The sequence below is a fragment of the Arthrobacter rhamnosi genome, from assembly GCF_054510975.1.
Genome location: NZ_JBTNDN010000004.1, coordinates 176975 through 189325, shown reverse-complemented (window position 1 = coordinate 189325; position 12351 = coordinate 176975). Strand labels below are relative to the sequence as shown.

Sequence of the window (12351 nt, the reverse complement as noted above, 5' to 3'; positions counted from 1 at the left end):
CCGACAATCTGCGATACCCCCTACCCGAAAGAGGACCAACGATGAGCACTTCGCAGGAGAGCAACCAGCCACTACCCCGGGTGACCGTCATCGGCACCGGTTACCTCGGAGCCACCCACGCCGTCTGCATGGCGATCATGGGCTTCGACGTCCTCGGCGTCGATGTCGACCAGCGCAAGATCGACATGCTGTCCGCCGGGACAGTGCCCTTCTTCGAACCTGGGCTCCCGGAGAAGCTCGGTGAGGCGCTGGAATCCGGCCGGCTGCGGTTCACCACGGACTTCGACGCGGCGGCGTCCTTCGGCGACGTGCACTTCGTCTGCGTCGGGACTCCGCAGGCCCCCAATTCCTCCGCCGCCGACCTGAAGTACGTCGACGCCGCGTTCACCGCGCTGGCCACGCGCATCGACCGGAAGGCACTGCTCGTCGGCAAGTCCACGGTGCCCATCGGCACTGCCGCGCGCATCACCTCGCTGGTCCAGTCCATCTCCCCGCTCGGCACCGAGCTCGAGGTCGCCTGGAACCCGGAGTTCCTCCGCGAGGGTTTCGCCGTGCAGGACACGCTCTTCCCCGACCGCCTCGTCTTCGGCGTCGGCTCCGCGTGGGCCGAGGAGCAGCTCCGCCAGGTGTTCAAGCCCATCCTCGATCTGGACACGCCCGTGATCGTCGCCGACCTGGCGACCTCGGAACTGGTCAAGGTCGCGGCGAACTCCTTCCTCGCTACCAAGATCTCCTTCATCAACGCGATGGCGGAGATCTGCGAGGCCACGGGGGCGGACGTCAACCACCTCGCTAAGGCACTCAGCCTGGACGACCGGATCGGCGGACGCTTCCTGAAGCCGGGTCTCGGGTTCGGCGGCGGCTGCCTCCCCAAGGACATCCGGGCGTTCAAGCACCGCGCCGAGGAACTCGGGGTCGGACAGGCCGTGAGCTTCCTCGGTGAGGTCGACTCGATCAACAACCGCCGTCGCGTGCGCACCGTCGATCTGATCCGCGAGCTCGCCGGTGGGAGCCTCGCCGGGGTCCGCGTGGCCGCCCTGGGTGCCGCCTTCAAACCCAACTCCGATGACGTCCGCGACGCCCCGGCCCTCGATGTGGCACGGCTGCTCTACCTCGAGGGAGCGATCGTCACGGTCTACGACCCGGAGGCCAACGCCAACGCGCACCGCGCCTACCCGGACCTCAACTACGTGGACTCGATGGCCGAGGCCGTGGACAAGGCCGACGTCGTCGCCCTGCTCACCGAGTGGTCCGAGTTCAGGAACGCCGATCCCGACACGCTCGGCGCCCTGGTCAGCCACCGGCGGATCCTGGACGGCCGGCACGCTCTGAACGCCAACGACTACACGTCGAAGGGCTGGCAGTACCGGGCACTCGGCCGCCCGGCGCAGGCAGCGACGGTGGAACTGTCCACCGATGTCCGCGACGAGACGCCGACCCCAGCCATCTAAGGACAGGCGGGAACGGCAGGGGCCGGGTGGGATGTCCCACCCGGCCCCTGCCGTCGTCCGGACCCGCGCTAGCGGCAGGCGATGTTGGTCAGGCCGCGCGCGGCACCGCTCGGCTTGCACGTGACCGTGGTCCCGAGCGAGGCCGACTGGACCCACACCTCGTAGCCGGGGACGCCGCCCCGCACGGTGTTGCCCGTGAAGACGTTGCCGGTACCCCAGCCCGCGGAGACCGCGTGCACCTGGAATGCGTCGAGCTTCGTGCCGAGACCGGTGTTGCCCTCCACCCGGTAGCGGTTGCCCTTCACATCGACCCAGGAGTCCGCGAAGTTCGCGCCCGAGGTGCCCGAGTTGGTGAACACGTTGCCGGCGATCACACCGCCGGTGGTGCCCTCCTTGACGTCGACGCCCTCCGCGGCCGTGTTGGTGATGCGGTTGCCCCGCACCGAGATGCGGTCCGAGCGGTCCGGAACCCCGCCGACCCAGTTGCTCGCGGCGCTGCCCAGGTAGATCCCCTCGCCGTACTCGGGCTGCCGGAGGCCCGTGTCGTGGATGAAGGAGTTGAGGATGGCGCCGTCCGTGCTCCCGGAACGGAAGTGCACCGCTTCGGCTCCGATCGTGCCGACGTCCACACCGTTGATCACGGTGTTCCTCGAGCCGTCGAGGACGATCCCCTTGGCCGACGAGGCGACCGAGATGCCGGTGATGCGCCAGTGCGAGCCCGTGACGTGCAGGCCGTAGCCCGAGGACGTCGAGCCCGTGGAGAGCACCGCGTTGCGGGATCCACGCAGCGTGATCGGAGCCGACGCCGTCCCCGAGGCCGACGCCGTGAAGCCACCGAGATAGCGCCCGTCACGCAGTTCGATGACCTGGCCGGGCCGGGCGGTGGCGAGCGCGGACTTCAGCGCGGCCGCGGTCGAGACCTGCACGACGCCGGCGGGCGCCGGTGCAGGCGCGGGAGCCTTGACGGGGGTCGGGCCGGCGGCCAGCCGGGCGGCTACGGTGAAGGACACGGTGACTTCCTGACGTCCGGTGGGCGTCTCCCACCGCGCGTCGAGCTTATGCGCTCCGGCCCCGGTGGTCACGGGCCAGGTGTACGGTGCCTTCGCGTCCTGACCGATGTAGGCCCCGTCCAGCTTGAACTTCACCGTGGAACCAGCGGCGGCATCGACGGTCGCCGAGAAGACGCCGTCGGCCTGGACGCTGTTGGCGAGGACCGCTCCGTCGGCGAGGACCGTGGGCGTCGCGGCGACGGCGGGGGCGGCGAGAAGGGAGGCAGCGATGGCGGCGAGGGCTGCGCCTGCTGCGGTGCGGGCACCGACGGTGCTCGGCATGGGGGAGGGGTACATGATCGTCTTCCTGGAGAGACCTACCCGCGCTCCGCGGGCCAGTTCACCAGAGGCTAGCCAAGGTCCCGGACGGGCCTCTACAGCTCCCGGACCAGCCTTGCAAGAAACAGTGGAACCTGTACAAATGCTCGGTATTACCTGCGCCAATCACCGCTGCATGAATCAGGTAGTCCCCTGTTGAAGACAAGTAGGGAGTGTGCGATACCACTCTCGTTTTGCTCCATGCCGTCCTGTTAGCTGGGGAGGAATGGTCAATGACGAGCATGACATGGGGAATCTATGAGTTACGGCCTCGGTATCGATGTAGGCACGATCTTCACAGCCGCAGCGGTCATCAGGACCGGCGGCCAGGGGCCGGGCACGCCCGAGATCCTCCTCCTGGGAAGCAGGGCCGCAGCCATACCGACGGTCGTCTTCCTCGGCGGGGACGGCACCCGGCTGATCGGTGAGGCCGCAGAGCGCAGGGGACTCTCCCATCCGGAATGCATCGCCAGGGAGTTCAAGCGCCGGATGGGCGACGACGTCCCGCTGATCGTGGGGGGTACCGAGGTCCTGCCGGAGGACCTCTTCGCCGCCGTGGTCACGTGGGTGGTCGAGGTCGCCACGGAGAGGGAGGGCGAACTCCCCGAGGTGATCGCCCTGACCCATCCGGCGAGCTGGGGTGGTCACCGGACGTCCCGCCTGACGCGGGCTCTGTCCGCGGCGGGCATCGACGACGTCGTCCTCTTGACCGAGCCCGAAGCGGCAGCGCTGTCGTACGCCTCGCGGGAGCGGGTCGTCAGCGGAAGCACCCTTGCCGTCTACGACCTGGGCGGCGGTACCTTCGACGCGACGGTCCTTCGGAAGACCGATGCGGACACCTTCAGCGTCCTCGGCGTTCCCCAGGGGCTCGAGCGCCTCGGCGGGGCGGACTTCGACCAGGAGATCTTCCACCGCGTCCTCGACGGTGCGAACATCCCCACCTCGGACCTTGACCCGACCGATCCCGATGTCGTCGCGGCACTCAACCGCCTCCGCAGGGAGTGTGCCGAAGCCAAGGAGGCGTTGTCGTCCGACTCCGAGGCGACCGTCTCCGTGATGGTTCCCGGAACCCACTCCTCCGTACGCCTGGTGCGGTCGGAGTTCGAGGCCATGATCGAACCCGCCCTCGCCGAGACGATCGACACACTGCACGCGGCCCTCGAGAGCGCACAGGTCAGCGCGGAGGACCTGACCGCGATCCTGCTGGTCGGCGGATCGTCCCGGATTCCATTGGTCGCGCAGCTCCTGTCCGGCGAATTCGACCGACCGCTCGCCATCGATCTGGACCCCAAGGCGTCGGTTGCCCTCGGTGCGGCCTTCGCGACGGCCGCCCTGGAGGACGCCCCGCAGGAGGGGGCTCCTGCTGTCGGGGCTGCTGTCGGAAGCACGGCCTCCAGTCCACATGGACTGGACGGAGCCGCAGCGAAGACCAATGCAGCCGGTTTCGGGCTACCGTCCAGAGTTCCCGCGCCGCGCCACGGGCCGGCGGCCATGGCGTCGAACAGGCGGCTCGGTCTGCGCGCAGGGGCCGTCGCGGCAGCCGTGGCGTTGCTGGGCATCGCGACCGCATCAGCCACCAACGCCCCCAATCCGCTGGCGGCCCTCTCGGCGTTGGCGGGGGACCCGCGGGCAGAGGCGGCAGAGGCGCCCGTGTCCGCCGAGGCAACGGAGGGTCCCGCCACTCCTGCGGAAGCAGAAGGGATCGAAGGACTGCTCGGGCCCGTCGTCGACCCTGAGGACAGTTCGAACTTCCTGGACCGTGCAGGCATCCTGGTCGCGGAACCGGCGGCAGGGGATAAGGACAAGAGCACTGACGCTGGTTCTTCCAGTTCGCCCGACGGCACGAGACGGACCACGAGCAAAGCCACCGGTGCTGCACGCCAGGGAGCGAAGACCTCCGAGGAGTCGCCCGACGGTGCGCCGCTGGGGAACGGCCCGGTACCGGCTCCATCCTCTGCCGCGGCAACCCCTCCCGGTGCTGTCGAGAAGCCGGGCACGAGCCCGGTCGACCCCACGCCGCCGGTTCCTTTCCCGTCGACGGGTCCCACTCCGACCCCCACGGGTCCCCTCCCCGACGTTCCTCCGACGGGACCCGCTCCGCAGCCCACCCCGGACCCGACTCCTTCACCGCAACCTCCCGTCACAGAACCTCCCGTCACAGAACCGCCGGTGACGGAACCGCCGGTGACGGAACCTCCTGTCACGCAACCTCCTGTCACGGATCCTCCCGTCACGGATCCTCCTGTCACAGAACCGCCGGTGACGGATCCTCCTGTCACGGATCCCACCACGCCGCCTGCGCCTGACCCGACCGTAGGCGCCACGACACCACAGCCGCCTCCCTCGCCGGAGCCCGGCAGCACCGAGCCTGCTCCCGCGCCGGAGTTCTGATCATGGTCCGCGACTATCCCGAGACAGACGTGCGCCCGGCATCGGACATCCCTCACCTCGATCTGGATGCTGCGACCTACGAGGTCGTCCTCGCCCTGTGCGTCGGGTTCTCGATACCGGGCCTTGTTCCTCCGCTGCTGCACAGTGAGGGCGTGCCGCCCGGGCAGCTGGTGGACCGCGCGAGGAGCGCCGGAGTCCTGCAGTCCGACGGTCGGCCCTCGCCGGAGGTGCGCGCGGCCGTCCTGAGGGACGCCGATGTGCCCCAGGTGCGACGGCTGCAGCGCGCCCTCGTCGATGCATACTGTGCCGAAGGACTGCCGCTGGGGACAGTGGCGCGTCAGCTCGCTGCGGATGGCGTCGTCGACGAGCGACTCGCGCGCGTTCTCGACGAGGAGGGAACCGCCCTCCTCGGCTCTGATCCCGACGGCGCCCTGGAACTGCTCGAGCTCGCGGTCGGCGCCGGTACGGAGGCCCTCTGTTCGGCTCCGCGCCGGGCCGAAGCGGCGCTGGGCATCGGCGACCTGGATGCCGCCTCCCGCATCCTGGACACCTACTTCGGGCATCAGTCCCTCGATGCCGGGTCGGCGCTCCCGGATTTCCCCCGGGCGGTACGCGTGTCCTGCGCGCTCTGGGCACACCGGGGCATGATGTCCCGTGCGGCGGACGTGCAACGCTGGGCGGCGGGGCTGCATCCATCAGGGACCGATCCGCTCGGCGCGGTGGCGCTCCTGGCCGCCGGTGATGCCGCGGGAGCACGGTCGCTGGTCGAGGGCGGAGCTCCCGCGCCGTCCCCCTCACTCCACGACGTCGGGCACACGCTCCTGGCCGAGGGGGCGCTGCTCTCCCTCAGCCCCGAACCCCACGGCGCCCTGCCCATGCTCATCCGTGCCTCCGACACCGTGAACGCGACGCGGACGGCCGTGCCGGCTCCCGACATGCCTGCGGGCTTCGCCGCGACCGTCGCGCTCCTGGGCGGCAGCGCGCAGACCGCGCACTCCGTGGTCCAGGCGGCGCTGGCCAGTGGCCAGGGGGGTAGCGTCACGCGGACGCGTCTGTGCCTCCTGGGCGGCTGGGCGGCCATGCTCCTCGACCAGCCGGCCCTTGCACGGGCGTTCATCGTCGAGGCAGGGGTGCACGGCCAGAAGCCCACTCCCCGCGACGAGTTGCTGCTGCAGGCGCTCGAGGTGGGACTAGCGAGGCGGGCAGGGGACGCCGCCGCACTGGTGCAGGCGTGGCAAGGGGCCCGTGAGGCACTGCTGCACGTGTCCGTGGACCTGCTGACCGTCCTGCCCCTCACCGAACTCGTCGTCGCGGCGGCACGGCTCCGTGATCTCGAGGGGCTCAAGCCACACCTCGAGGAGGCCTGGCTGCTGCTCTCGAAACTTGGGAATCCTCCGCTCTGGTCCGTGCCCGTGCAGTGGTCAGCGGTTCAGGCAGGCCTCCTGCTCGAGCGGCCGGACTACCTGGCTCCGCACGCCGCTGCGCTCGTGCGCCAGGCGAGGACCTATCCACTGGCGGCCACCTTCGCGGTCGCGGGCAAGGCCTGGGTATCGGTCCTGGCCGGACAGTTCACCGTGGACGCGGTCGAGGCTGCTGCGGCGGGCCTCGGAGCCGCGGGTTTCGGCTGGGAAGGGGCGCGGCTGGCGGGACATGCGTCAGCGCGGGCGGCGGACCGCAAGGACATGACGCGGCTGCTGTCCTGTGCCCGCGACCTGCGCCCCGCTCGTGAGCGGGTACCGGAGCCGGCCGGCCCCCGACGGGAGGAACCGGACGAGCACCGGGTCGCCGTGTCGCGCGCGGACGCAGCGGCCGGCGCACGTGCCGCTTCCAGGGACGACGCGCGGCCGCCCGGAGGTTCGGCCCTCAGCGGACGGGAACGCGAGATCGCGCAGCTGGTCCTCCGGGGGCGGACGTACCGGGAGATCAGCGAGGAGATCTTCATCTCACCGAGGACGGTGGAACACCACGTCGCGCGCATCCGTCGCCGCCTCGGGGCCGGGTCGCGCTCCGAGCTGCTGGCGCGGCTTCGCCTTTCACTGGACCCGGCCGCCGGCGGCAGTACGACACCCGGGGGTGCTCCTATCAGGACCCCTAACGGAACCGGCCGAAACCCCTAATGGGCGACCGCGGTTAGGGGTGGAACTACCGATGCCGTGGTGCCACCCCCGCTCCTACTTTGAGAACAAGCCAGGCAGAGCCGCCGGCGACTCCACACACCGAAGGAACATCGCATGACTACTCTCGCTTCAGACCTCCTCGATTTCCTCATGAACCTCTTCAATGACCAGGAAGCGGCCAGCGAATTCATCAGCGACCCGGAGGCCGTTCTTGCTGCGGCGGGCCTCGGGGATGTCTGCATGGACGACGTGGACGCTGTCATGCCCGTGGTCATGGACTACGCTCCGGTCTCCTTCGGCGGCCGGAACGCCAGTTCGTTCGACCGCGACTACAACACGGGCGGCAACTCCTCGGGCGACGTGACCCCGGGTGTCGTGGCGCCGGTACCTGTGACACCCGGTACGGGCGGCGGGGTTGTTCCGCCGACGCCGGGGACGCCTTCCACGGGCGGGACGCCGGGAACGCCGGGGCCAGGGACGCCTTCCACGGGCGGAACGCCGGGAACGCCTGCCACTGGCGGGGACGACAACGACCACGGGAACGCTGTCCAGCAGATCATGCACGTGGTCAACAACTACTCGTACACCTCCTCCGTCGATGACCGTGACACCATCACGGACCAGTCCGTGAACCAGAACATCTGGGCCAACGGTGACGTCAGCCAGATGTTCGACAACGATTCCTTCATCGCCTCGGGCAACGGTGCGGTCGCTGCGGACGGCGACGCCAGCGTCGACAACTCCGTGGACAACTCCGACGACCACTCGCAGAACAGCTCCACCAATGTCAGCGCTGGTGGCTCGGCAAGCGTTGCCATCGGGAACACCACCGACTCCTACAACGACAACTCCGACAACTCCGACAACTCCGACAACTCGGACAACTCGGACAACTCCGACAACTCCGTCTCGGACTCCTACAACGAGGACTCCTACAACGACAACTCGGACAACTCGGACAATTCCGACAACTCGGTGGACAACTCCGACAACTCGGACAACTCGGACAATTCCGACAACTCGGTCGTCACGGACATCGACGCGGACATCGATGTCGACATCGAGGACTCCCTGAACACCGACAACTCGGACAACTCGGACAACTCCGACAATTCCGACAACTCGGTCGTCACGGACAACACCGACAACTCGATCGACGCGGATGTGGACATCGAGGACTCCTTCAACACGGACAACTCGGAGACCACGACCGTCACCGACAACTCCGTGGACGCCGACCTCGACGTCGAGATCGAGGACTCGTTCAACGACAACTCCACCGACGTGGCGATCGACGACGCGTTCAACGACAACTCGGACAACTCGGTCAACACCGACGTGGCGATCGAGGACGCGTTCAACGAGACGGAGGTCATCACCGACAACTCCGACAACTCGATCAACACCGACGTGGCGATCGAGGACGCGTTCAACGACAACTCGGAGAATGCCTACACCTCGATCGACGATTCCGCGGTCTTCGTCGACAACGAGCTGGACGTGGAGGTCGACACCGATCTCAACGTGGAAGACAATAACTTCTAACTCCAGTACGCATCAGGCAAGCCCAACGGAGGTATCCTCCGTTGGGCTTGCCTGTGGTCTCATTCGATGACGAACGGGGAGCTTTGCATGGACGACCTCATCACGCTCGTGAACACCGGCCTCGGTCTGGTCGCAGCCGGTGACCGGGCGGACCTCCGCCAGAGGCTGGACCAGACGCTCGCCCGCCTGGCGAATCCGGACATCCGCGTCATCGTGGTGGGGGAGTTCAAGCAGGGCAAGAGCAAGCTGATCAATGCCCTCGTGAACGCCCCGGTCTGTCCCGTCGACGACGACATCGCGACCTCCGTCCCCACGGTCGTGAGCTTCGGTGACCCGGCAAGTGCCGCCGTCCTGGTACCCCGGGAGGGCGGCGGCCCGGAGCAGGACCCTGCAGCGTTCGAGCGCCGGCCGGTCGCGCTCGAGGACATCGCCGGCTTCGTGTCCGAACGGGGCAACCCGTCGAACCGGCAGGGGCTCGCCTCGGCGGAGGTCCGGCTTCCCCGGCGGGTGCTGGCCGACGGACTGTCGGTCATCGATTCGCCGGGCGTGGGCGGCCTGGAGTCCGCCCACGCGCTGACCACCCTCACCGCACTGCCGGCCGCCGATGCCATGATCCTCGTGTCGGACGCCTCGCAGGAGTACACCGAGCCGGAGCTGCGCTTCCTCAGGCAGGCGCAGAGGATCGTTCCCAACGTGGGCTGCGTCCTGTCCAAGATCGACCTCTACCCGCAATGGAGGACCGTCGCCGACCTGGACAGGGCCCACCTCGCGCAGGCCGGCGTCGGCGCGGTCCAGCTGCTCCCCGTGTCGTCGGACCTCCGCCTGGTCGCGTCGCAGACGAAGGACGCCGAGCTGAACCGTGAGTCGGGCTTTCCGGAACTCGTCGCCTATCTTCGGAACGACGTCGTCGGCAGGGCGCAGGTCCTGCGCAGGAATTCCGTCGCGCAGGACCTGCTGTCCACGACCGAGCACCTGCGCCTGTCCGTGACGTCCGAACTCCAGGCGCTCCAGCATCCCGAGGGAGTACCCGTCCTGCTCGCCCAGCTGGAGGAGGCCAAGGCGAAAGCGGACCAGCAACGGAAGCGTTCCTCACGCTGGCAGACCACGCTCAACGATGGCGCGTCCGACCTGATCTCCGACATGGAGCACGATCTCCGCGACCGGCTCCGCTCGATCCAGCGGGAGGCCGAGGCTGCCATCGACGACGGTGACCCGGGGCCCGTCTGGGACCAGTTCGCGGAATGGCTCGAGCAGCGGGTCGCCTCCGCGGTGTCGGACACGTTCGTGTGGACGAATGAGCGCTCACGATGGCTTGCCGAGCAGGTGGCGGAGCTGTTCGCGCTCGACGAGGTGCCCCTGCCGCTCCTGGAGGTGTCCAGTACCGACGGCGTCCTCGCACCCGTCGAGGAGGTGCCCTACCTCGATCCCGGACGCGTCAGTGCGGCCGGGAAGGTGCTCATCGGCATGCGCGGAAGCTACGGCGGAGTGCTGATGTTCGGGCTGCTGACCGGCATCATCGGCATGTCGCTCATCAACCCGCTCTCGGTCGGTGCCGGCCTGCTGCTGGGGCGCAAGGCCTACCGCGAGGACAAGGATGCCCGGCTCAAGCGCCGCCAGGCGGAGGCGAAGACCCTCGTCCGGCGGCAGATGGACGACGTCGTCTTCCAGGTGGGCAAGCAGCTGAAGGACCGGTTGCGCCTCGTCCAGCGTGAGATCCGCGACCACTTCGGGGACATCGCCGAGGAGCACCACCGGTCGCTCGCGGACTCGGTGGCCGCCGCCCAGCGGTCCGCCTCGACCTTCCGGCAGGAACGCGACGAGCGGGTCACCGCCCTGAAGGCGCAACTCGCCCGGATCGACCAGCTGCATGCGCAGGCGAAGCGGCTCCTCCCCGACGCTGCGACGGCTCCGCAGGCATCCGCGGACGTGGGCGCCGGAGCATGAGGGACAGCGGCGCCGTCGAGGCCCTCCTCCTGGAGGCGGTGCAGGTGTACGACGACGACCCGGCGTTGCGCGCCGAACTCGAGGGCTACGCACAACGGTTGCGGGAGCCGCTGCGGGTCGCCGTCGCGGGCATGGTCAAGGCCGGCAAGTCAACGCTCCTCAACGCGATCATCGGGGAGGAGATTGCGCCGACCGACACGGGGGAGTGCACCCGTATCGTCACCTGGTACCGCCACGCAGCGACGCCCCGCATCACTGCGTACCCGGTGGAGGGGAACCCACGGCTGCTCCCGCTGAGGAGGTTCGACGGTCGGCTCGTGTTCGACCTCGGTGGGCAGCAGGCCGACGAGGTGGCCCGGCTCGTCGTCGAGTGGCCCGCCGAGAACCTGCGCGCCATGACCCTGATCGACACCCCCGGCATCGCCTCCCTCTCCGCCGAGGTATCGGCCCGCAGCACGCGGTTCCTCATCCCGGAGGATGCGCCGTCCGAGGCCGATGCCGTGATCTACCTGATGCGGCACCTCCACGGCTCGGACCTGAAGTTCCTCGAGGCGTTCCGCGATACCAGTGCCGCCTCCTCGGGCACGGTCAACGCGCTCGCGGTCCTGTCCCGGGCCGACGAGGTCGGGTCGGGACGCATAGACTCCCTGATCTCCGCCTCGCGAATCGCTGATCGGTACCGCGCCGATCAGTCCCTGAAGTCGCTGGTGCTCGATGTGCTTCCCATGGCGGGTCTGCTGGCGCAGAGCGCCCGGACACTGCGGCAGGCGGAGTACGAGGCATTCGTAGCCCTCGCTACGCTGGGAAAGGCGGAGCGTGAACGCATGCTGCTGTCCGCCGACCGCTTCGTCACCGGAAGCGCCGCCATCGGCATCCCCCCGGAGGACGCAGCGCGGCTCCTCGACCGCTTCGGCATGTTCGGCCTCCGGCTGGGACCCGCCCTGGTCCGCGGCGGCACCAGCGACCCGACGGCGCTGGCGCATGAACTCGCCCGGCGCAGCGGGCTCGACCACCTTCTGACCCTGGTCACCCGGCAGTTCGGCGCACGGGCCACCACCCTGCGGGTGAGGACGGCGCTGACCGGACTCGAGGCACTGGTCCGCAGCAACCCGCGGGAGGCCGGCGCCGGGCTGCTGGCCGGCGTCGAGAGAATCAGGGCCAATGCCCACGAGATCAACGAACTGACGCTGCTGTCGGCACTGCGCTCGGGCGGGGTCCCGCTGCCCGCGCGGGTGGCGGACGAGGCAGAGCGGCTGGTGGGAGGTTCCGGTACCGGCGCTTCGGACCGTCTCGCCCTTCCCCCGGGGGCCGCCGCAGAGGCCATCCGGTCCGCCTCGCTCGGGACGCTCCACCGCTGGCGGGTGCTGGCGGAGAACCCGCTGACCGATCGGGGGGCCCTGGAGGCCTGCCAGGTGGTGCTCCGCTCCTGCGAGGAACTGGTGGTGCTAGCAGGCTCGGTACCGCAGGGGACCGAGCCTGCGCGGGGCCGGCACAGGGCGGCGAGCTAACAGCGCGTCAGCGAGCTGACGCCGCGCC

Annotated in this window: 7 protein-coding genes; 6 read left to right on the top strand and 1 reads right to left on the bottom strand. The window is 69.2% G+C overall.

From position 1 onward, the window contains the following. The first annotated feature begins 41 nt into the window (after nt 1-41). Nucleotides 42-1451 (top strand): UDP-glucose dehydrogenase family protein, encoded by a 1410-nt coding sequence (locus ACX80J_RS11380; RefSeq protein ID WP_459347841.1) that lies wholly within the window; start codon nt 42-44, stop codon nt 1449-1451. Between the two features lie 68 nt (nt 1452-1519). Here the strand turns inward: ACX80J_RS11380 and ACX80J_RS11375 are convergent, their stop codons facing one another. Beyond that, complete coding sequence (locus tag ACX80J_RS11375) at nt 1520-2797, bottom strand: right-handed parallel beta-helix repeat-containing protein (RefSeq protein ID WP_459347840.1); 1278 nt, start codon at nt 2795-2797, stop codon at nt 1520-1522. Between the two features lie 279 nt (nt 2798-3076). Between ACX80J_RS11375 and ACX80J_RS11370 the strand changes: the two genes are divergently transcribed. From ACX80J_RS11370 to ACX80J_RS11350, 5 genes are all read left to right on the top strand, one after another. Beyond that, complete coding sequence (locus ACX80J_RS11370) at nt 3077-5209, top strand: Hsp70 family protein (RefSeq protein WP_459347839.1); 2133 nt, start codon at nt 3077-3079, stop codon at nt 5207-5209. A 2-nt stretch (nt 5210-5211) separates the two neighbouring features. Further along, nucleotides 5212-7326, top strand: coding sequence for a helix-turn-helix transcriptional regulator (locus ACX80J_RS11365; protein WP_459347838.1), 2115 nt, complete (start codon nt 5212-5214; stop codon nt 7324-7326). Between the two features lie 114 nt (nt 7327-7440). Beyond that, a complete protein-coding gene (locus ACX80J_RS11360; RefSeq protein WP_459347837.1) occupies nt 7441-8871 on the top strand; it encodes an IniB N-terminal domain-containing protein in 1431 nt (476 codons plus the stop codon). 87 nt (nt 8872-8958) lie between these two features. Beyond that, the gene (locus ACX80J_RS11355; RefSeq protein WP_459347836.1) at nt 8959-10815 is read left to right on the top strand and encodes a dynamin family protein; all 1857 of its coding nucleotides are present in this window, start codon (nt 8959-8961) and stop codon (nt 10813-10815) included. Continuing rightward, nucleotides 10812-12323 (top strand): dynamin family protein, encoded by a 1512-nt coding sequence (locus ACX80J_RS11350; RefSeq protein WP_459347835.1) that lies wholly within the window; start codon nt 10812-10814, stop codon nt 12321-12323. Before ACX80J_RS11355 ends, ACX80J_RS11350 begins: the two co-directional genes overlap by 4 nt. Nucleotides 12324-12351 lie beyond the last annotated feature (28 nt).

Bases quoted from the DNA above. Each gene is read 5' to 3' on its own strand.
- ACX80J_RS11365 (WP_459347838.1), top strand. From the start codon at position 5,212: ATGGTCCGCGACTATCCCGAGACAGACGTGCGCCCGGCATCGGACATC.
- ACX80J_RS11370 (WP_459347839.1), top strand. From the start codon at position 3,077: ATGAGTTACGGCCTCGGTATCGATGTAGGCACGATCTTCACAGCCGCA.
- ACX80J_RS11375 (WP_459347840.1), bottom strand. From the start codon at position 2,797: ATGTACCCCTCCCCCATGCCGAGCACCGTCGGTGCCCGCACCGCAGCA.
- ACX80J_RS11355 (WP_459347836.1), top strand. From the start codon at position 8,959: ATGGACGACCTCATCACGCTCGTGAACACCGGCCTCGGTCTGGTCGCA.
- ACX80J_RS11360 (WP_459347837.1), top strand. From the start codon at position 7,441: ATGACTACTCTCGCTTCAGACCTCCTCGATTTCCTCATGAACCTCTTC.
- ACX80J_RS11380 (WP_459347841.1), top strand. From the start codon at position 42: ATGAGCACTTCGCAGGAGAGCAACCAGCCACTACCCCGGGTGACCGTC.
- ACX80J_RS11350 (WP_459347835.1), top strand. From the start codon at position 10,812: ATGAGGGACAGCGGCGCCGTCGAGGCCCTCCTCCTGGAGGCGGTGCAG.